The organism is Dictyobacter formicarum (genome assembly GCF_016587435.1).
Genome location: NZ_BNJJ01000019.1, coordinates 100,706 through 121,418, shown reverse-complemented (window position 1 = coordinate 121,418; position 20,713 = coordinate 100,706). Strand labels below are relative to the sequence as shown.

Annotated in this window: 15 protein-coding genes; 6 read left to right on the top strand and 9 right to left on the bottom strand. The window is 50.8% G+C overall.

Annotation, left to right across the window (positions count from 1 at the left end):
- Positions 1 to 31: 31 nt before the first annotated feature.
- Both aceB and secA read right to left on the bottom strand, forming a co-directional pair.
- Positions 32 to 1,633 (bottom strand): malate synthase A, encoded by a 1,602-nt coding sequence (gene aceB, locus JMI88_RS28510; protein WP_201365347.1) that lies wholly within the window; start codon positions 1,631 to 1,633, stop codon positions 32 to 34.
- Between the two features lie 95 nt (positions 1,634 to 1,728).
- Positions 1,729 to 5,214, bottom strand: coding sequence for a preprotein translocase subunit SecA (secA, locus tag JMI88_RS28505; protein WP_201365346.1), 3,486 nt, complete (start codon positions 5,212 to 5,214; stop codon positions 1,729 to 1,731).
- Positions 5,215 to 5,768: 554 nt separating this feature from the next.
- On the opposite strand from secA, the gene JMI88_RS28500 reads away from it, so the two are divergent.
- The 3 genes from JMI88_RS28500 to JMI88_RS28490 all read left to right on the top strand — a co-directional run bounded on the left by JMI88_RS28500 (position 5,769) and on the right by JMI88_RS28490 (position 8,682).
- The gene (locus JMI88_RS28500; RefSeq protein ID WP_201365345.1) at positions 5,769 to 6,710 is read left to right on the top strand and encodes a hypothetical protein; all 942 of its coding nucleotides are present in this window, start codon (positions 5,769 to 5,771) and stop codon (positions 6,708 to 6,710) included.
- Positions 6,711 to 6,832: 122 nt separating this feature from the next.
- Positions 6,833 to 7,639 (top strand): GspE/PulE/PilB domain-containing protein, encoded by an 807-nt coding sequence (locus JMI88_RS28495; RefSeq protein ID WP_201365344.1) that lies wholly within the window; start codon positions 6,833 to 6,835, stop codon positions 7,637 to 7,639.
- Positions 7,640 to 7,752: 113 nt separating this feature from the next.
- The gene (locus JMI88_RS28490) at positions 7,753 to 8,682 is read left to right on the top strand and encodes a GDP-mannose 4,6-dehydratase (protein WP_201365343.1); all 930 of its coding nucleotides are present in this window, start codon (positions 7,753 to 7,755) and stop codon (positions 8,680 to 8,682) included.
- A 182-nt stretch (positions 8,683 to 8,864) separates the two neighbouring features.
- Here the strand turns inward: JMI88_RS28490 and sat are convergent, their stop codons facing one another.
- Both sat and cysC read right to left on the bottom strand, forming a co-directional pair.
- Positions 8,865 to 10,037 (bottom strand): sulfate adenylyltransferase, encoded by a 1,173-nt coding sequence (gene sat, locus JMI88_RS28485; protein ID WP_201365342.1) that lies wholly within the window; start codon positions 10,035 to 10,037, stop codon positions 8,865 to 8,867.
- A 96-nt stretch (positions 10,038 to 10,133) separates the two neighbouring features.
- Positions 10,134 to 10,709 (bottom strand): adenylyl-sulfate kinase, encoded by a 576-nt coding sequence (gene cysC / locus JMI88_RS28480; protein WP_268906031.1) that lies wholly within the window; start codon positions 10,707 to 10,709, stop codon positions 10,134 to 10,136.
- Between the two features lie 697 nt (positions 10,710 to 11,406).
- Here cysC and JMI88_RS28475 point away from each other — a divergent pair.
- Positions 11,407 to 12,558 carry an inositol-3-phosphate synthase gene (locus JMI88_RS28475; protein ID WP_201365340.1) on the top strand — a complete coding sequence of 384 codons (1,152 nt, stop codon included), beginning with the start codon at positions 11,407 to 11,409 and terminating at the stop codon, positions 12,556 to 12,558.
- 218 nt (positions 12,559 to 12,776) lie between these two features.
- On the opposite strand, the gene JMI88_RS39710 is transcribed toward JMI88_RS28475, so the two are convergent.
- From JMI88_RS39710 to JMI88_RS28460, 3 genes are all read right to left on the bottom strand, one after another.
- Positions 12,777 to 13,028: a carbon storage regulator gene (locus tag JMI88_RS39710; protein WP_236023108.1), complete on the bottom strand. Its 252-nt coding sequence runs from the start codon at positions 13,026 to 13,028 to the stop codon at positions 12,777 to 12,779.
- 188 nt (positions 13,029 to 13,216) lie between these two features.
- On the bottom strand, positions 13,217 to 13,516 hold the full coding sequence (locus JMI88_RS28465; protein WP_201365339.1) for a hypothetical protein: 300 nt from the start codon (positions 13,514 to 13,516) through the stop codon (positions 13,217 to 13,219).
- Between the two features lie 152 nt (positions 13,517 to 13,668).
- The gene (locus JMI88_RS28460) at positions 13,669 to 14,628 is read right to left on the bottom strand and encodes a sigma-70 family RNA polymerase sigma factor (protein ID WP_201365338.1); all 960 of its coding nucleotides are present in this window, start codon (positions 14,626 to 14,628) and stop codon (positions 13,669 to 13,671) included.
- 263 nt (positions 14,629 to 14,891) lie between these two features.
- Here JMI88_RS28460 and JMI88_RS28455 point away from each other — a divergent pair, with 263 nt between their 5' ends.
- Positions 14,892 to 15,170 carry a hypothetical protein gene (locus JMI88_RS28455; protein WP_201365337.1) on the top strand — a complete coding sequence of 93 codons (279 nt, stop codon included), beginning with the start codon at positions 14,892 to 14,894 and terminating at the stop codon, positions 15,168 to 15,170.
- 71 nt (positions 15,171 to 15,241) lie between these two features.
- Here JMI88_RS28455 and JMI88_RS28450 read toward each other — a convergent pair whose 3' ends face one another.
- Positions 15,242 to 16,312, bottom strand: coding sequence for a lytic transglycosylase domain-containing protein (locus JMI88_RS28450; protein ID WP_201365336.1), 1,071 nt, complete (start codon positions 16,310 to 16,312; stop codon positions 15,242 to 15,244).
- Between the two features lie 346 nt (positions 16,313 to 16,658).
- Entirely contained in the window at positions 16,659 to 19,103 is a 2,445-nt protein-coding gene (locus JMI88_RS28445) for an endonuclease MutS2 (protein ID WP_201365335.1), read from the bottom strand.
- A 334-nt stretch (positions 19,104 to 19,437) separates the two neighbouring features.
- On the opposite strand from JMI88_RS28445, the gene JMI88_RS28440 reads away from it, so the two are divergent.
- A complete protein-coding gene (locus tag JMI88_RS28440; protein ID WP_201365334.1) occupies positions 19,438 to 20,646 on the top strand; it encodes a hypothetical protein in 1,209 nt (402 codons plus the stop codon).
- Positions 20,647 to 20,713: the final 67 nt, after the last annotated feature.

Sequence of the window (20,713 nt, the reverse complement as noted above, 5' to 3'; positions counted from 1 at the left end):
CATTTTCTTGTTGCTTTTTCGAGCGTTAAAATCATGGAAGGTATTTATATGCCGGTAAGGTCAGGAACTCGATAAAGGTGTCGCTGCTAATGAGCTCATCCAGGATCCGGGCCGCCTCTGAAAATTTGCTGTTGGCATAGGCAGGCTCTCCCAGCTTTTCCTCCAGCCGATCCAGTTCTTCTGCCATGAGCTGACGGAACAGATCTAGAGTGACTTTGCGGCCATCATCCAGAACACCCTGGGGATGACGGATCCACTGCCAGATTTGAGCACGAGAGATCTCGACCGTGGCGGCATCCTCCATCAGGTTATTAATGGGCACGCAACCATTGCCACGCAGCCAGGATTCCAGATACTGTAAGCTGACACTGATGTTGTTGCGCAGGCCAGCCTCCGTGATCGTACCCTGAGGCATCTGCAACAGATCGGCCTCGGTAACCTGCACATCGTCGCGCTTACGATCGATCTGGTTGGGAGTCTTCATAACTGCATTAAACTCTTCCAGTGCGATCGAAACCAGGCCAGGGTGGGCCACCCAGGTACCATCATGACCATCGTTGGCTTCGCGATTTTTGTCGGCCCGCACCCGTGACAAAGCTTCTTCATTGGCGACTGGATCATTTTTGATCGGGATCTGGGCCGCCATACCGCCTATTGCGGGCGCCAGGCGCCGATGGCAAGTAGCAATGGTCAGCAACGAATACGAGCGCATAAAGTGGGTAGTCATCGTTACCTGGGCACGATCGGGAAGCAGGAACTCGGGATGGTTATGCAGCTTCTTGATGACGCTAAAAATGTAGTCCCAGCGCCCACAGTTAAGGCCAGCTGAGTGGTTGCGCAACTCATAAAGGATCTCATCCATCTCAAAGGTGGCCAGAATAGTCTCGATGAGAACTGTAGCTTTGATGGTGCCTTCTGGGATACCCAGGGCCTGCTGGGCGCGCACAAACACATCATTCCAGAGGCGCGCTTCCAGGTGGCTCTCCAACTTGGGTAAATAGAAGTAGGGACCGGTACCGTTCCTTAGCAACTGGTGCACATTATGGAAAAAATACAGGCCAAAGTCAAAGATGCCTCCGGGCACGGGCCGACCATCGACATAAACATGCTTCTCATCCAGGTGCCAGCCACGTGGACGTACCAGTAGGACGGCGGTCTGCTCGTTGAGTTTGTATTGCTTGCCCTCGGGACTGCTATAGGAGATAGTACGGCGGACGGCGTCGCGAACGTTGATCTGCCCCTGGATAGTAGCATCCCAGGTTGGTGAGTGCGCATCTTCGAAGTCTGCCATGAATACTTTAGCCCCCGAATTGAGTGCGTTGATCACCATCTTGCGCTCAACGGGACCAGTAATCTCGACGCGACGATCCTGTAGATCAGCAGGCAGTGGAGCAATCGTCCAATCACCACTCCGGATATGCTCGGTATCTGGCAGGAAATGAGGCAATTGCCCGGCATCGATATCCCGTTGTCGCTGGACACGGCGCTCTAACAATTCACGGCGACGCTCGCCAACCGAACGAGTCAGCAGCGCAATAAATTGTAACGCCTCTGGTGTCAGAATCTCAGCGAACTCCGGTGTTACCGCTGCTCGTACTTCTACCCCATCCACAGATAGCTGTTGCTCAGTCATGCGTTGACCCCTTTCTGACAAATGAACATCCTAATCAAGCAAAAAGAAGTGTAGCGCCCGCACAGGAAATCTACGCGGGCGTTAGTTATGAGAGATTAAGCACCGTGGCACTTTTTGTATTTTTTACCACTACCACAGGGGCAAGGATCGTTGCGGCCAACTTTGGGGAAGCCATTGGCGTCAGTAGCGGTCGAGACGGCACTGCCGCCCGTGCCATTACGCGCGGCGCGGCCTGGTGTGGCCGATACCGCTGAGGCTGCCGCCGCCCGGGCTGCATCTTTCCGTGACTTTGGCCTGGCTGGCTTCTTTATTTCATCTTCATCGCTCTTAGACTGGCCACTGGCCTGTGCCAGTTCATCGACATTGGTATGAATATTGGCCGGTACTCTACGCTGAGGCTCTGGACGCTGGAGCGTAATAGTAACATCATTGCGCAACAGCTTCAGCAGCGAGTCCACAGTATAATGTTGAATAGCCAGCTTTAATTCATCGAACATGCGGTAGGCTTCGTTTTTAAACTCCACCAGTGGATCTCGTTGACCAACAGAACGGAAACCAATACCAGCACGCATCACGTCGAGGGAATCAATGTGATCCATCCATAGCCGATCAACGACTTGCAGCAGATAACTGCGCTCAAACTCACGGATGGGATCGAAGTTATCTGCGCCCTGTGCTTCAGCCTGCTTACGCAGTTCCTCACCGCGCCGCTCATAGTGCTCAATAACCAGATCAGTCAGTTCCTGCTTCATGCTATCGCGGCGTACCGCATGAATGTTATCCGGAATCAGTTCATCTGGAATATTGACCCAGATTTCCAGGGCTTTAAAGAGCGATTCCAGCTGCTCTTCTTCGGTCAACACGGGAGATGGGAAAGCGGCATCAACGATGCGACCGACTTCGTTACGAATCATGGCAAGGATACGCTCGTGCATATCGCCATGCTCCAGCACACTGCGGCGATCGGCATAGATAACTTCACGCTGCTTAGCAATCACATCGTCATATTCAACGACGTTTTTACGCATGTCGAAGTTATACCCTTCTACACGCGTCTGCGCACTCTCGATAAAGCGGGAGACGAATTTACTCTCCAGCGGCGTATCTTCATCCATGCCAACGCGCTCCATAATGCCAGCAACGCGATCGGCGGCAAAACGGCGCATCAGCTCATCATCCAAAGCCAGGAAGAAACGCGAAGAACCAGGATCGCCCTGGCGGCCAGAACGGCCACGCAACTGATTATCGATACGGCGAGATTCATGGCGCTCAGTACCAACAATGTGCAGGCCGCCAAGCTCAACAACACGCAGATGATCCTCTTCACACTCTTTGATCTGGGCCTGCAAAATCTCGTCCTTTTCGGACTCGGTCATATTAGCCAGGTAATCCTGGATGGCCTCTTCCTTTTCAGCCCGCTCATCCTCATTGCGCGTGGGCAGATCACGAATATAATCGACTTGCTCCGCGTGTTTGCGCAGGATGCTATCAAAGAAGCCAGCGGGATTACCACCCAGATTGATATCGGTACCACGACCAGCCATATTCGTGGCAATCGTCACGGAGCCGCTACGGCCAGCCTGGGCCACAATCTGGGCCTCACGCTCGTGATGCTTGGCGTTCAAGACATTATGGGGAATACCCTGTAAATCCAGTAGCCGAGAGAGCATCTCAGAAGCCTCCACAGAGGTCGTACCAACCAGCACAGGTTGACCCGCCTCATGGCACTCTTTGATCTCTTCAACTACCGCCTTATACTTGGCCTCCTGCGTCCGATAAATCAGGTCCGCCAGGTCCTCACGCTGCATCGGTTTGTTGGTAGGAATGACTACCACATCCAGATTATAGATCTTATGAAATTCTTCTGCCTCGGTGATGGCCGTACCGGTCATACCTGCCAGTTTGGTATAGAGGCGGAAAAAATTCTGGAAAGTAATCGTCGCCAGGGTATGGTTCTCGCGCTGGACCTGGACACCTTCTTTAGCTTCAATTGCCTGGTGCAGACCCTCGCTATAACGGCGCCCCGGCATCTGACGACCGGTGAATTCGTCGACGATGATGACCTCGCCATCTTTCACGATATAGTCTTTATCGCGCTTAAAGATCACTTGCGCCTTAATGGCATTCTCCATGTAGCGAGTCAGATCTAGATTCTCTTCGTCGTAGATGTTGGTCACACCAGCCAGTTTCTCGATCCTATCAATACCACTCTCAGTCAGCATGACGGATCGGGTCTTCTCTTCGACCGTATAGTCTTGCTCGCTATCCAGCCTGGTAGACCAGCGTGCAAACTGTGCATACATGTCGGTGGATTCCTGACCCTGACCTGAAATGATCAATGGAGTACGGGCCTCGTCAATCAGGATGTTATCCACTTCGTCAACGATAGCAAAGTTTAACTCACACTGCACCATCTGATCCAGCGATGTCACCATATTGTCACGCAGATAGTCAAAGCCAAACTCATTGTTGGTACCATAGGTAATATCTGCCTGGTAGGCTGCTCGCCTCTCGTCCGATTGTGGATCTACCCCATTGACAATGACACCAACACTCATACCCAGGAAGGTGTAGACCTGCCCCATCCATTCAGCGTCACGGCGCGCCAGGTAGTCGTTTACAGTTACCAGGTGCACCCCTTTGCCAGTCAAGGCATTGAGATAGATAGGTAACGTAGCCACCAACGTCTTACCTTCACCTGTACGCATCTCAGCGATGCGCCCCTGGTGCAGCACAATACCACCAATCAACTGCACAACATAGTGACGCATTTTGATGCGGCGGCGACTGGCCTCACGCACGACAGCAAATGCTTCCGGCAAGAGGTCGTCCAGGGTTTTCCCCTGCTTCTGATAACGTTTGGCGATGGCAGGCAACAATTCATCAATCGCATCGGCCTTGATCGCGACCAGCTCTTCTTGAGTTCTGTGGAAGAAATCGATAAAAAACTGGGTCAGGCGTATATTGGCTACCTCATCGCGCGTGGTAGATGAGGCGCGCCCCGTCGAGAAGGCTGGCCAGAGAGCATCAAACGACTCAGTCAACAAGTCCTCATCAATCTCCTTGATCTGAGGTTCGACCTCGGTTAACAAGGCAATGATCGCTTTTTTAGGATCGCTGGCTTCATCCGGCCATTCGCCCCGCTGCTCAGCCAGATGGATGGCCTTACCAGCGCGAAAAGTATTGAGTAGAGGCGAGAGATTCTCATAGGCCTTCTCAAAGGCCATCGAGAGGGTATCCTGTAAATGATTTTTCAGCTCGGTCTCTGGATTATTGCGATCGATCTTCTGGCGAGGCTCGGTAATAGCGATATGCAGATGCTCATCGGCACACTGCTCGGCCAGCGGTTCCACTGTTTGCAAAACTTCGCGGAACAAAGCTACAAGTTCATTCTCCAGTACCATACCGCCTTTAAGATGGAGAGCAAGCTGCGAGCGAAACTCCACCGTCTTAGCTGCCAATTCTTCATCTGACAACTTCAGCATCTCAGGCTCAAGCTGTTCAATTTTATCGATAAGGGGCTGGATCGCTTTTATTTCTTTTTTATTGGGATCGCCCAGGATTTTTCCTAGCAATTGCATACGTGCATGTTCTCCTACTGATAGGCAGTGATACTGTTATCGGTTTTTCCAACGGGATAAAATATTCGGCGCATGTTTAAATAGTTGTGTCAACCCATTATACCATTCTTTCATAGTACGAAAATGGGTTCTTTCAGTTGCATATTCTTCAAGTAGATAATTGCTGACGTTGTTCTGATCCGGGTATAACTTTTCTTTTCCTCTATTATAGAGAACATTTGAGCATGTTGCTAGCATTCCCTACTCAGCAGCAAGGTCTTTTTGATTCTTCGTTACTGGCCGCCTGCGGCGGCAGAGGAAGGAAGAAATTGGGGCACAGCTCCAAACCCCCACAGTCAGGGGCTGCCGACCTGCACTCCGCTTTTCCGTCTACGCGGTGGAGGGAGGGACGGCGCTAGCGATTGGAACACAGATCATGCCAGGACATGCTCTCCCAAACTCTAGTCAGGGGCTGCCGCCTCTACACCCCGCTCAGTATGGGGAGTTCTGGTTGTATTTAAGGTTAGGTGTACAATAAAAACAGGAAATATGTGCAGAAGTGAGGATAACTAAAGTTGAAGAGTCAGCATACACGAAAAATATCCTTGAAACGTGCTGATGACTTGCCGGCCAGCCAGGTACAGCAGATGGCATCTCCACTTCCTCCTCCTGCAAGTCGACCCGGTCACCTGGCTAACGCGCAACATGCAGGGGAATCCAGTGACACTTATGGCCTGGAACTAGTATTAGAGCGGCTACAGCGCTGCTTGCTGGGCCGTATCTCCAGCGCAGAAATTGAGTTGTTGCATGTTTGTTTGCACCAACTGTTTGAAAATACGGATCTGCTTTATGGGCTGCTGCTCCCTGACCTGTACCACCATACTAATCAGCTGGCTAACTCTTTTTATCTGCCTGCGGTTACAGTGGATAATGCACCGTATGGCGGATTGAAAATTGTGCTGCAAGACATTGAAGCATTATTGGAGCGCCAGACCTCATTGGCACAGCTATTGCTTAGCTCGGCCCAACATATTTTTGGGGCTCTGGATTGTAGTTGTAGTCTCTATGGAGCCAATCGAGTTAAGCGCCGCTTACAGCAAGAGGGTGAGGACGAGGAAAAGACAGAGATGTTGGCCGCTCTTGAAGTCGCCTACATTCCAGACAGCACATACTATCAATGGATGCAGGCCCTCCGCCTCCTGACCGCGCGCCTCCAGTACTGGCAGCAGTGCAAGCATGCATGTGGATCGTTCAGCATCATCTTTGCCAGCCAGACCCTGCTCCATCCCACCCTATCCTCAATTGACATAACGCTGAATCAGTTGCGCGAAAATATCCAGACCATCTTTGGCACCATTCTGCCAGAATTCCACACCATACCCCGTGGAGACGATGCAACCCTGGCAGTCCACCTGCTCAATCTGATGCAATATGTAGACCTATTGCTGAAGCATATAGATAGATTAAGGGGAGCCATTCAACTCACAGCAAACCAATGTATGCTGGTGTCACAATGATCTCAACCGAGGTAACACCGTCTTAACAAAACCATAACCATAATCATGCTATCTTTATATCCATATAGCAGTATCCTTAGTATGAGTACATTCGAATTATTTTTCATCTAAGGAGTCGTGTCATGTGCAAGAAGGCATTATCACTTCCTGCATTTTCGTTGATTGAATATTCAGTAACATCTATTAACAGTGTGCAAGACGTCACTACAGCTATGCAACATCTGATAGCAGGCGCCACATCTTCACTGGCACTGATTATCTTGCCGCTGCACTTCGACTCCAGAGACAGAGCTCATAGTGCTGACACAGCGCACATCCAGCAGAGTATACAATATTACGCCGAACACCTGCGCAAACTCGTGCGCAAATCCGACCAGGTCCTCCTGCATGAAACGACCCTCTATATTCTCCTACCTAAGGCCGATATGCATGGAGCGGCGATCGTCCAGGAGCGTCTATGGGAAGAGCTTCTATGGCGCGTTCACAACGCCCCCGAAATAGAGATACTACGTCCTGCAGTAATGGCCATTGGTCATAGCGCCTATCCCCATCCAACCTCTGACATTCATAGTTGCATCCTGGCGGCCCGTAACAGCCATCTGCTCTTCGAGGTTCAACCCACCCAGAGCCATAGCGCCACCATAGAGCACGAGGAGCTCTCGCAGCAGGCACGTCAGCTTGGTATTCCTTATCTATCATTGTTGCCTCGTAAGGTACCGGCTCGTGTTCTGCAAGTTGTGCCACCCCAACTGGCCCAGGAACTCCACTGTTATCCAGTCGGTCGTGAGCGCAATACGCTGACCGTTGCAATGATCAATCCACACGACAACCAGGCCCTCACGCGCCTGCAACAGGTAACTGGGCTGCAGATTTTTCCAGTGATCGTTTCACCGCAAGAGTTACAAACGGCACTAGACCGATTTATTTGATATTAGCCCTCCCTTCTGCTACAATGAGCGCGGAATGGCGCAAACTGTAAGATTTGGGCCAGCCAGTCCAGATCGAGCTGGACTACATAGCAGCAGAAAGGTTCTGGCGCTTTATGAGAATACTGATTACCGGTGGAGCTGGCTTTATTGGCTCCCATATCGCAGATCACTATCTGGCAGAGAACCACGAAGTAGCGATTGTAGATAATATGTGGGAAGAAGGAGGGGGAAAAGAGGCCAATATCAATCCTGCTGCCCGCTTCTATAATGCAGATATCACTGATGAGAGCGCGCTAAGCCGCGTCTTCGAGGAATTCCAGCCCGAAATTGTCAATCATCACGCCGCTCAGCATAGCGTGGCTATCTCCACCAAAAATCCTCAATTCGATGCACGCGTAAATGTGCTTGGCTTACTTAATGTTTTAACCCAGAGCAAGCGGGTCGAAGCACGCAAAGTTATCTTTGCCTCTTCAGGCGCCACGTATGGAACACCGGTACGCTTGCCCATAGATGAAGATACACCTCAACGTCCCGAATCACCTTATGGCATCACTAAAATGGTGGCCGAACACTATCTACGCTACTGGCAAGAGTCCCAGGGACTCAACTTTACCGCACTTCGCTATGGTAACGTGTACGGACCACGGCAGGATCCCAATGGGGAAGCTGGCGTGATTTCTATCTTCGCAAAGCGTTTCCTGAACCACGAAGGGGTACGCATCGACTGGGATGGCGAGCAACGTAAAGATTATGTTTTTGTAGGAGATGTCGCACGTGCCAACGTGCAGGCGCTGCAACGCGGTGATAACGAAATCTTCTGTATCGGCAGCGGCCGACCCGTCTCAGTGAACGAGATCTACCATATCCTCAGCACCTTTACTGGTTTTGAAGCGCCGATTACCAGAGCGCCCAAACGACCAGGCGATATCTACCAGGCCGTCTTCAATGCCAGCAAAGCCGAGCGTCTACTGGCCTGGAAGCCGTCCGTAAGCTTTGAGGAAGGCGTGAAGGCCACCGTTGACTTCTTCCGTCAACAGGCATAACATATGCTCTGAGTATGCTTGAAAAGCATGCGTTGTGTGTCTGCGACCCCTGACGATTCGCGCCTGCGGCGCTCAAAAAGTCATTATGTTGGGTGCAAAATATGCGCCTTGCGCATATTTTGCACCCAACATAATGAAAAAAAGAGTGGGGACGTCAGCGTCCCCAGAGCCTTGTGCACGCTCTATCCTTGCGTAATCGGCTGGCGCATCGCTTCGATCAGTACGCTTGCCACTTCGGGCCGCGAAAACTCGCGAGGTGGAACCTCACCCGCCTGCAACATCTGGCGCACTTTGGTGCCGCTCAACATCACATGGCTCTCACTGCCATGCGGGCAGGTCTTTTTGGAAGCCATAGCGTCACAAACTTTGCAGAAGAAGGTATGGTCGAAAAACATCGGTGTAATACCCAGCTTATCGGCATCAAATTCGGCAAAGATATGCTGGGCATCATAGGTACCATAATAATTACCGACGCCCGCATGGTCACGCCCAACGATAAAGTGTGAACAACCATAGTTCTTACGCATCAGTGCATGGAAAATGGCCTCGCGAGGTCCCGCATAGCGCATGGCCGCCGGAAGCACGCCCAGAATCACCCGATCCTGCGGATAATAATTTTCCAGCAGGATTTCATAGCAACGCATGCGTACATCAGCTGGAATATCGTCGCCCTTGGTATCACCCACCAAAGGATGCAAATACAGACCATCCACGGTTTCGAGCGCACACTTCTGAATATATTCATGGGCACGATGGACAGGATTGCGGGTCTGGAAAGCCACGATACGCTTCCAGCCGCGCTCAGCAAACAAAGCTCGCGACTGAGTTGGGGTGTAGCGGTATTGCGCAAAGGTCTGCGGCTGCAATGCCACGACCTGAACCGGTCCACCCAGCAGCACATCACCTTGCTGATAAACAACCCTCACGCCGGGATGCGCCTCTTCTTCTGTACGATAGACTTGGCGAGCTTCCAGGGCCTTATCATAGCCGAACTTTTCCTGCACTGTCAGCACTGCCTGCACAACACCATCAGCATTGACCAGCGCCACTTCAGAGCCTTCTGGTATCTCTGCCGCCTGCTCAGTCGTCACCGACAGGGTAATTGGAATAGACCATGGTAAACCATTGCTCAGATGCATCGTATTCACCACAGACAGATAATCCGCCCGCGTCATAAACCCGCGCAACGGACTATATGCTCCATTGGCCAGCATCTCCAGGTCCGCCAGTTGCCGCGAACCAATCGTAATCTGAGGCAATGCGGCAGCCCGCTCCACCAGTGCCGCCCTCTCCGCTTCCGCTACCTGATTAATAATCAATTCCCCACCATGGGGCGCAATCAAGCCATTTGACATAATACACTTCCCTCTACATAAGAAACAAGTAAAGAACTAGTGTCCTGTGCGCCATTTACAGGCGCTTTCCTTCCAGACAATGACAGGCGAATTGGATTACACGCGTCCAATAATTGCCTCTGGCTCCAGGTAGCCTAACTCTTCTAATTTAGCAAAAATACGACCGACACTCTCCTCGATGGTTTCTTTATCTGTCTCGATAACCAGCTCGGGATGCTCTGGTTCCTCATAGGGATCATCCACACCGGTAAAATTCTTGACTTTTCCCTCATCCACAAGCTTATAAAGACCCTTGACATCACGCTGGCGACACACATCAATAGGGCACTTCACATAAACTTCCACAAAGTTTCCGATCTCCTGCCGGGCCCATTCACGAGCCTCACGATAAGGAGAAATAGCGGCAGAGATACAGACAACACCATTGCGGGTCAGCAAGCCACATACGAACGCGATACGCTTGATATTAGTGTCGCGATCCTCCTTGCTAAATCCCAACCCTTTACTCAGATGAGTACGCACCACATCTCCATCCAGAACTTCAACATTGCGGCCCCGGGCCCGTAAGCGCTGCTCAATAATCTCAGATAAAGTACTCTTGCCAGCACCAGACAGACCAGTGAACCAGATAGTAAAACCAGCGTTTGCCATAACGAGTCTCTCCTTTGTCAAACAGCAATCATCAGGATGAAATTTATCCTATCTAGCAATCAACTATGGCCTGATACCACACTACTGCGAGACAGACAGCCTGATTGCATGGATTAGATTTTTCGTAGGAATATTGTAACATCAGTTTCAATTAAATACTATAATTTGCGCAATGGCCAGCATTTATCGTGCAAAATAGCAACGCCAGTCACAACTCGTATGGTCAGAATATATATAATACGCTGCATTTTTTTGCAGCCAATGTCGAGCAGCAACAACAATACTTCCTTCTGGACTTTCTTCTGGTTTTTTGAGCGTGTTTGATTCCCGTACGCGCTATGATCTCTACGTATACGTTTTCGCGCCCCCGGTGCTCAAAAAAATGTGATGTGGAAAATGTGCCGGGGCATATTTTCCACATCACATCACAAAAAAAGGTGCGTCCGCCCGCAAACGGTCAACTCTTTGCAGAAGAATTATAAAAGAATTATTGGCAATTCATATTTCGTTGGGGGTATATTAATACGCAGCGTAATCTTTTAGCTGCATTCAGGTATAGCTCTTTACTGCTTTATCTGAATGAAAATTACTTATTTTTCAGGGAAATAAGCTCACTCAGGGACAGGACTCCATTCACATGTCTTTTCTGGTCAATCGGTTGATGTTTATTTCTCTGAATAAATGTGTAAAAGTACATCGTAGAGGAGTCACAGACTTAATGGCTAATAACAAGAAGGTACGTGTAGCGATTATTGGCGTCGGTAATTGCGCCAGCTCGCTTGTACAGGGAGTCCATTACTATCAGAATGCCCAGGAAGAGGACTTTGTGCCAGGCTTGATGCATGTCAATCTAGGTGGCTATCATATTCGCGATATCGAGTTCACAGCAGCTTTCGATATAGATAAGAACAAGGTCGGTAAGGATTTAAGCGAGGCCATCTATGCCGAACCCAATAACACCTATCGCTTCGCGGATGTGCCCCATCTAGGGGTCAAAGTCTATCGTGGCATGACCCATGATGGTCTGGGCAAATATTTGTCTCAAATCATCACGAAAGCACCGGGCCAGACCGATGATATCGTCAAAATTTTGAAAGAGACCAGAACCGATGTGGTCATCAGTTATCTTCCCGTTGGATCAGAGACCGCGACCAAGTGGTATGTAGAACAGATTCTGAAAGCTGGCGTGGGCTTTGTCAACTGCGTGCCGGTCTTTATTGCGCGTGAAAAATACTGGCAAGAACGCTTCAAAGAGGCGGGACTACCAATCATTGGCGATGACATCAAAAGCCAGGTAGGCGCCACCATAGTCCACCGTATGATGACGCGCCTCTTCCGCGAACGCGGCGTCAAGCTGGAACGCACCATGCAGTTAAATGTGGGTGGTAATACCGACTTCTATAATATGTTGGAGCGTGATCGCCTGGAATCGAAGAAAATCAGCAAGACCAATGCAGTCACCAGTCAGTTAGATTATGATATCGGCGACGACAATGTACATATCGGCCCATCGGACTACGTGGCCTGGTTGAAGGATCGCAAATGGGCCTATATCCGACTGGAGGGCCGGACCTTTGGCGATGTACCTCTAAATGCCGAGCTCAAACTTGAGGTCTGGGATTCACCTAACTCGGCTGGCGTAGTCATCGACGCGGTTCGCCTGATCAAGCTGGCCCTGGATCGCGGTATCAGCGGTACCCTGGAAGGTCCGAGCTCTTACCTGATGAAATCACCACCAGTGCAATATCATGATGATGTCGCCCGCGAATTGACTGAGGCCTTCATCACCAAGGAAGCAGCCAACGCAGACGCACCGGCTACGCCCATAGAGCGTGTCAACGGCCACAAAACTGAAAGCACGATCGAATAACAAAAAAGTTCGTACCCACAAATTGTGGGTACGAACAAACAACGCCCTTATAAAAGATTCTGGGAAAACCCCAAAGACGTTCTAAGCTTCCATACCACTTCAGCACAGCTCGTATCTTGTTGCCTGACGCACCATTCTACGCCTCTGGAGAAGAACACCTATTCTGTCTGGAAATCAGCCAGGGGAGCCACCAGAAAACGCAATGCCACAGGTTGTCATTATCGAGGTTGTGGTTGAGCAGGAGGCGTAGGTGTATTCGGATTTGTTGTTGGGTTTGTGGCCGGGTTTGGAGCCGGATTCGTACCCGGCTCTGTAACATTTGTACGCAACAGTTCCTCACGCACAATAGTCACATCAGGGGGCGCACTAATCCCTATTTTGACGCGCTCACCCTCGACAGCCAACACTGAAATGTTGATCACCCCAGCAAGCACAATACTTTCACCAACTTTTCGTCGCAAAACAAGCATGTAAAGCTCCCTTCATAAGAAGCATAGCCTAAGCGTCCCTGCGCCGCGACTAACATTAGCAAGGGCGCCTCTTTCAGCGTGACCGCATAAGAAAAATCAAGTAGCGCATGCGGGTCGCCATGCAACTTTCATTAGACGCAAAGGGATAACACGGTGGGTAGAGCAAACCTGGCTAATTCAAATCACAATTACTCTTGATGTATACATACAAAATGGGTTTCATTTCTTAGTATACACCTTGCCAGGGCAATACTATCAACACTATAGGCACCAATACGAATACACGTTTGCAATTCATCAACACGAGCCTCATATTCCACCGGTGCCAGCGGTGCGATACCTATCAACCATGGTATTGTGACCATACGCGCTACACGAGCCACCTGATCTAACCAGGACAATGACCTCTGCCGAGACGGCTGATTGGTGCAATCTCTCTGCTGCGCATTAATCAGGTACAATTGCGAGCCCACACTACCTACTTTCATGGAAACGACTCCCTATAAGAAAACACGTCGCATGAGCGTCAGACGTTCCATTAATTTCAGCCCATCCATTCTCCCTTTCCCATCATACACCATAGTATCGGACCCAATTTTTATGTTCAATAGGGCCAGATCAGGCCAGGCTTCGCGCAGCGTCAAGAAATTTTCCTGCGACCACGCGACCCATTTCCTGACAGCGCTTTTGTTTTTCTCGTTTCCTGATTCGCATAGGTATGAGAGACAGAACCCGTGTTTTCTTTTGGGCGAGCGTTCCCTTTTGCCGCGCCTGAATGTTTCTTACGACCCCGACCGGCACTGACTGTTTCCCCCTGCTCCCCTTCGTCCAGACGATACGTATGGAGAGCGCTTCGCAGCCGCATAATAGCCTGTATATGCAGCTGACAGACACGTGACTCCGAGACACTTAAGACTTTGCTGATCTCCTTCATAGTCAATTCTTCTTGATAGTACAAAGCTAATAGCAGTTTTTCACGCTCGGGCAAATGATCGACTGCCTCTCCCAGTATATCTGTGAGTTCCTGCTGTTCAGCCTGTTCGACAGGCCCAGGAGAACTTTGATCCTCTAGCAATTCAGAGAGGGAGGTCACTTCGTCATCTTGGAGGAGAGAGCCAAGTGGAGCATCAAGAGAGAGTACCGTGGCGTTCATTTCTAACAGCATTTGCCGATAGCGTTCCGTCGACACCCCTATTTCCTCCGCTACTTCGTTTTCCTTAGCTGGCCGCCCCAGACGCTGCTCCAGTACTGCCAATGCACTTTCAACCTGGCGCACCCGTGAGATCGCTGAGCGTGGTAGCCAGTTGAGAGAACGCAGTTGATCAATGACAGCGCCGCGAATGCGCACGGAAGCAAATGCTTCAAAGCGAACCCCACGAGCAGGATCAAAGCGATCAATAGCATTAATTAGGCCAATCATACCATAGCTGACAAGATCCTCGGCATCCAATAATCCTGTCGGAGGTATTCCTAAACGTCCAACCACAAATCGGACAAGAGGAGCATAGAGTGTAATTAATTCATTGCGAAGTTCAGCAGTCCTGTGCTCGACGTATTTTTCCCAGAGTATATCTACTTCAGCTGGCGCATCTGTACCCATACTACACCCCTTTTTGCATAAAACTTTCGCCGCACATTCCCCGCCCACTGTTGAGTAGAAGTGTAACGTCCAGGCAAGCTTTCTTAATATTGACACAGGTCCCTTGATTACTCCTGCAAGAGTCCTCAAGTCATAGGGGTATAGTTTGGCCTGTGGAGAGCCGATAGAAGAAGGTATGACAGCAAAATGGGGAGGCCAGATACAGGGAGGTGCAAGTTCACAATACCGCAGAAACGAAGGCTGATAAATAGAGGAGACGTGCGATGAGAGATATGCAACCACCCAACGGATTTACCGACCAGCCAAAACACAGCGCTCGCAAACTTGAAACGAAACACTATAGTCCTGGCACCAACAAAGATCAGCTTATGTTAGACTATCTGCTGGATAGTGGTTTCCAGTGGGAAGAGGCTGTAACATTACTCAATCTGCGCGAGCACCTCTATGAAAACGCGGAAATGCGCCAACGTATAACGGAAGATTATCGCATGCATTTCGTCAAATGGCTCTACGAACACGGCCTGGTGAACGACAGCTTTTAATCTTTATCATTTGCCAAAACAAGTAAAAAGCCACGCTGGGGTTTCCAGCGCGGCTTTTTACTTGTTTTTTCTTACCAGCCTTCGATGATATAAACATAGGCCTGAGCCTGGGGGTCCATGCAGGAGAGCCAGGCTCCTCCACAACCACTCACAGCACTATCCACGGCACCAGGGCCAGCGTTATAGGCTGCCAGCGCCTTGGCATAATCACCGTGAAAGCGGTTGTTAAGATTGCCCATGAATTTGGCGCCTCCATCCAGTGCTGCCACCGGATCCATTGGATCAAAGCCCATCTCGGCCGCCGTGGCAGGCATAAACTGGGCAATGCCGACCGCTCCAACGTAGGAATAGGCATTGGGATCAAAATGACTTTCCTGTTGAATCTGTCGCACATAGAGATCAGGGCTAATGCCATATTTCAAGGCATCGGCACGCGCCAGGGCCACATATTTGGCCTTGGTACCGCTCATCGGCTCATTGAAACCATTCAAAGATGGATTAGCGCTGCCGCTCCGGGTTAACAGGTCAAGGTCTCTGGACCTGGGAACACTGGTCCAGTGTAGCAGGCCATCAATACCTGCGCCATGCTGTTGTCCGAGCGGTGTCAAAGATAGCATCATGATCATGAATGTGCCCAAAATAGCCAGAACAGCCAGGCTGTGCCGCCAACGTATTGATAAATGATGCTTTCTTAAATCTATGACCTCTGTATCGGGCAGGTGCTTTCTTTTTCCAGGAATAACCAGCGGCACTTTTCTGTCACGCGACGCTGTAACACGCCGAGGATGGGGGGTCGCCGGAACATTGCTCAATGGAATTGAGATCGAGATAGGGTTCGGATACAGCTGCCCCGTCGTTCTGACAGCAGGCAGATTCTGCTGCCCTACAGGCAGGCCGCTCTCGCTCGTGGGCTCCATCGGCACCTGTGTGCGATTTCCATGGTGTGCAGGGCGCTGCATCGCAGCGGATCTCCATAAGCTTCCACCAGCATTCATACGAGGCATCGGTATCGTTTCTGGCTCTGGCGGCAATTTGTGCGTGGCATTCGCATCAGCGTCAGAAGCGACCAAAATAGTGTTGGCACGATGATCTCCTGGTGGGTTCTTCTTATTAAAAGATTGCTTTGATTGAAATTGAGACATTTCTGTACTCTAACCACCTTCGATATATTCAGTGCGCGTCACAGTGAAAATAAAACCATGCTACTTATTACACACCACAGACAGCTTAGCGAAAGAGTAATATATAGGTCAACTACGCTGTAAAGGACAGGACCTTCGGTCCATTCTGCGCACGTATTTAGTACTAAAAAAGGGCGCAAAAAGACTCGCCATCCCTACAAAAGTCATGTGTTTGAGTGGATAAATGCACTTTCTGGCTAGCGCCAGGCTAGAACTTTTCAGTTCTAGTTTTTGCCGCCTGCGGCAGCTGAGGAGAAGAGAGAGGGGGTGGAGGCACAGCCCTCATCCCCTCCCTCACTTTCGATGCTCAGGCACTCAATTTGACGATGGTGGCTCCGTCACCGCCTTCTTGAGGTGGCGCGGTGACAAAGGATTTGACTAATGGATGGCGGGATAGCGTCTCGCGTACTGCGGCACGCAAGGCGCCGGTGCCTTTTCCATGGACGATACGTACCGAGGACATGCCATACAGGACAGCATCATTAAGATAGGTGTCCAGCTCTTCCAGCGCATCTTCGACACGCCAGCCGCGTATATCCAATTGCAATCCCACGGGGGGACGCTCTTCTACTTCCGTTCGCACAACGCTCGGGCGCGCGCTGTACTTCTCTTCGCTACTGGCTTTGCGCTTACTGATGCGCTCGATATTGTCGACGTTGACGCGGAAGCGCAACGCACCCATCTGAACCTCGGCCTCATTACGATCAGCTGAGAGGCCAACCAGATCGGCATTCTGACCAAAGCTGAGCACGCGCACGGTATCACCGATTTGCAACGGCCCCTCCAGCTTCTCGATCTGCTCAACTGACCTCTTACGCTGTGGCTCAGGTACCATTGATACCTTTTCCTCCAGGCCACGGGCCCGCTGGCGCGCATCGTTGAGTCGCTCACGCGTCAATTGACCACGATTAACATCAACGCGCACTTTAGCTAATTCGCTCAGGACACTATCCAGCTCACGACGAGCCTGGGCACGCGCCTCATTTAAGATGCGTACACGCTCAATTTCTAGATCCTGTCGCTCTTTTTCCAATTGCTTACGCTGATATTCGGCCTCGGCATGCTCCATACTTAGCTGGAAACGCTCATCCTCAGCAGCCTTGCGCTCACTCTGCAGATCTTCAAGCAGATTCTCCATACGCACGCCTGCGCTGCCAAGGAAGCGGCGTGCGCCACGAGTAATGCGCTGATCCAATCCCAGCCGCTGCGCAATCGCCAGCGCGTTACTGCGTCCCGGCAAGCCTATGCTCAGCTTGTAGGTTGGCGACAACGTCTCTACATCGAACTCCACTGAAGCATTAACTACGTTCTTCTGTTCGTGGGCAAATGCTTTGAGCTCGGTATAGTGCGTGGTTGCCACCGTGGTAACATGGCGATCCAACAAGAAGGTTAGAATGGCACGCGCCAGGGCTGAACCTTCACTTGGATCGGTACCGGCACCCAGTTCGTCAAAGAGAACCAGCACGTTGACCGGCCTGGCCTCACGCTGAGCCAGTTCTTCGCCAAGTTTGCCGCGCAAGTCTGGCTTGCTACGCTTGCGCTCATCCTCAATCGTGCGCAAAATCTCAATGATGCGGCTAAGGTGAGAAGAAAAGGTACTCAGATTTTGTTCAATACTCTGCTCATCACCAATATCAGCAAAGACATCCTGGAAGATAGAGATCTCAGAGTCATCATCCACTGGAATATGCAGACCTGATTGCGCCATCAACGTTAACAGACCCACGGTTTTCAAAGCCACGGTTTTACCGCCAGTATTTGGACCCGTTATAACCACCATATAAAAGTCGCGCCCGATATGGAAATTCGTAGGCACAACTTTTCCAGTGAGCAACGGATGACGGGCATTGCGCAGGTTGATAATACCATCAGTATTGAGTTTGGGAGACGTTGAGCGGGTCATGCGGCTATAGCGGGCCTTGGCCAGATTGAGATCAAACTCAGCCAATAGCTCGACTCCCAGTTTTAACGCCTCCGCCTCTTTTCCAATCTCTGAAGAAATGACGCGCAGGATACGCTCAACTTCTTGCCGTTCCGCCACCTGGAGCTCGCGCAGACGATTGTTCAGCTCTACAATCACCATTGGCTCAACAAACACGGTCGCGCCACTGGAAGATTGATCATGGACGATGCCGCGCACCTGCCCACGCGCATCCGATTTTACCGGCACAACGTAGCGATCATTACGGGTCGTGATAATCGCTTCCTGCAAGGCAGGACCAAACTCGTGTACCAGGGTGCGCAAACGATCCTGCAAGCGTTGATTAGCGCCACGAATATCAAAGCGCAGCTTGCGCAGCGTGGGGCTGGCCGTATCCAGTACCTCTCCATCCTCACTGACCGTCTCCTCAATACGCCGCACGATCTGTGGCTTTTGTGGAATATCGGCTCCCAGAGCGCGTAGCAGTGGGAACGCATCCTGGTCCAGCTTATCCAACGTGCGCGCCACATACAGAATACTACGGGTGGTAGCCAGCACCTCGACTAGATCGCTGGCAGTCAACACACCATCGCGGGAGGCACGCACAAGCAGTGGGCGAATATCATGGGCACCCCGTACTCCAATATCCGCATTCAAATCAATTAAACGCGTTGCTTCAGAGGTAAACGCCAGGCGACGGCGCGCCTCATCGATATCAGTGGTCGGTTCCAGAGAGAGAACTAATTCTTTACTGGCCGAAAACGCCGCCTCATGCGCCACCTTTGCCAAAATTTTAGGAAATTCTAGCGTTTGTATACTTTTCTCGTGCATAATCTCGTCTTGGGTCCTTCTTTACACAGCACTGCGCCAACCCTGGACACAGCTTCTCTACACAAATTCTCATGGCATCTGCCCCGCATGGGTAATTCCCGCAGGTGCGCTCTATAGCTCTCCGGATAGGCGAAGCTCTCCATCTAACATTTTCGGAATATCCAACGTAAAATAGAATACACGGAGAGAATGAGTGCACAACGCTTACTTACATAACAGGCGTACTTCTTTCATAGAGGACATTTCAATCCCATTCATACAAACTGAGAACAACAAACGTACAGACAATTTCAGGCAGGTTTGTTGGTTTTACACATCAAAGGAAGAGAACACGATGGCAAAAGCACTTGGTGACACACACGACATCCATCAGACCCTGACAAAGGCGCCCACCATACAAACACTATGGGTGACGCGCTTCACAATCGGCCTGGGTATCGTACTATGTGCACTCATCTCGCTTGTAGGCACAAGCTGGGATATTCAATGGCATCTCTTTGTCGGTCGGGATCGCACACTGATCCCGCCTCATCTTATGATGCTTACAGGCATAACATTGGGTGGTCTCCTGGCATTAACAGCTGTCGGCGTAGAAACAATAGTGGTCCGGCGTAAACCCCAACTAGCACAGTATAGCACACAATTCGCTGGAATGTTCTACAGTTCGTTGGGAACCTATATTGCTGGCTTTGCGGCTCTGGATGCGGCAATCGCTTTTCCACTCGATAGCTACTGGCATTCCCTGTATGGTATCGATGTAGCTCTATGGACGCCATTTCACGTTATGATTCTGATGGGTATGGGCAGTATGCCGCTGGGAGCTACCTTTATGCTGCGCTCGGCGGGACAATTGGCGCAGATTGCCAGACAGCGGCGCGGTGAGCAGGTCAGTACATTGTTTACTTGCGTGGCATTGAGCCTGGTACTCAGTATTTTTACGATCCTGCTCTCAGATGCCCTCACACTTACCAATTATCTGGACCTGGGGCTCTTTAAGATCAATCTCTATCCCTTGCTGGCAGGTCTACTAACAACCTTTATCTTGATGGCGGCCCAGACCGCTGTACGCAGTCGCTGGGCGGCGACAACGGTCATTCTGGTCTATATTGTAGTGGCCTTGATCTTTACCACCTTTGTGCCACCAGCCACGAGCTACCTGGTTGGACTTGAACACCTGCAATATCGCCGTGCATTGAATGCATTCGCCTTCGTTTCAATCCTGGCGGTACGCCTCTGGCCTATCCTGCCTATCCTGCTGGCGCCCATCTTTGATCTCCTGATCAATCAGGCCCGAAGCCAGCAGTGGTCCTGGCGCCGTCTACACTGGAGCAGCGCCATATTGGGTTTACTGACCTGCATACCGATGACCGTCTTTCAACTTAACTCGGCGCTTATCGTCGCGAACCGCAGCGGAATAATCGGCGCTATAGCTGGCTTATTGCTTGGCTTGCTGGGCACCTATATAGGCACCACGCTAGGTCGGCAAACGGGCGAAAATATTCGGCAGGGAGATGCCAGCAATCAGGTCAGCGTACCTGGTTAGGATGACCGGGGCGCTCACATTTGGAACTATCTTCTACATAAGCCGTATACCAGATAGAGAGAAAAAC

Bases quoted from the DNA above. Each gene is read 5' to 3' on its own strand.
- JMI88_RS39710 (WP_236023108.1), bottom strand. From the start codon at position 13,028: ATGCTTGTTTTGCGACGAAAAGTTGGTGAAAGTATTGTGCTTGCTGGG.
- JMI88_RS28445 (WP_201365335.1), bottom strand. From the start codon at position 19,103: ATGCACGAGAAAAGTATACAAACGCTAGAATTTCCTAAAATTTTGGCA.
- aceB (WP_201365347.1), bottom strand. From the start codon at position 1,633: ATGACTGAGCAACAGCTATCTGTGGATGGGGTAGAAGTACGAGCAGCG.
- JMI88_RS28490 (WP_201365343.1), top strand. From the start codon at position 7,753: ATGAGAATACTGATTACCGGTGGAGCTGGCTTTATTGGCTCCCATATC.
- JMI88_RS28495 (WP_201365344.1), top strand. From the start codon at position 6,833: ATGTGCAAGAAGGCATTATCACTTCCTGCATTTTCGTTGATTGAATAT.
- JMI88_RS28465 (WP_201365339.1), bottom strand. From the start codon at position 13,516: ATGAAAGTAGGTAGTGTGGGCTCGCAATTGTACCTGATTAATGCGCAG.
- JMI88_RS28475 (WP_201365340.1), top strand. From the start codon at position 11,407: ATGGCTAATAACAAGAAGGTACGTGTAGCGATTATTGGCGTCGGTAAT.
- JMI88_RS28455 (WP_201365337.1), top strand. From the start codon at position 14,892: ATGAGAGATATGCAACCACCCAACGGATTTACCGACCAGCCAAAACAC.
- secA (WP_201365346.1), bottom strand. From the start codon at position 5,214: ATGCAATTGCTAGGAAAAATCCTGGGCGATCCCAATAAAAAAGAAATA.
- JMI88_RS28460 (WP_201365338.1), bottom strand. From the start codon at position 14,628: ATGGGTACAGATGCGCCAGCTGAAGTAGATATACTCTGGGAAAAATAC.
- sat (WP_201365342.1), bottom strand. From the start codon at position 10,037: ATGTCAAATGGCTTGATTGCGCCCCATGGTGGGGAATTGATTATTAAT.
- JMI88_RS28440 (WP_201365334.1), top strand. From the start codon at position 19,438: ATGGCAAAAGCACTTGGTGACACACACGACATCCATCAGACCCTGACA.
- JMI88_RS28450 (WP_201365336.1), bottom strand. From the start codon at position 16,312: ATGTCTCAATTTCAATCAAAGCAATCTTTTAATAAGAAGAACCCACCA.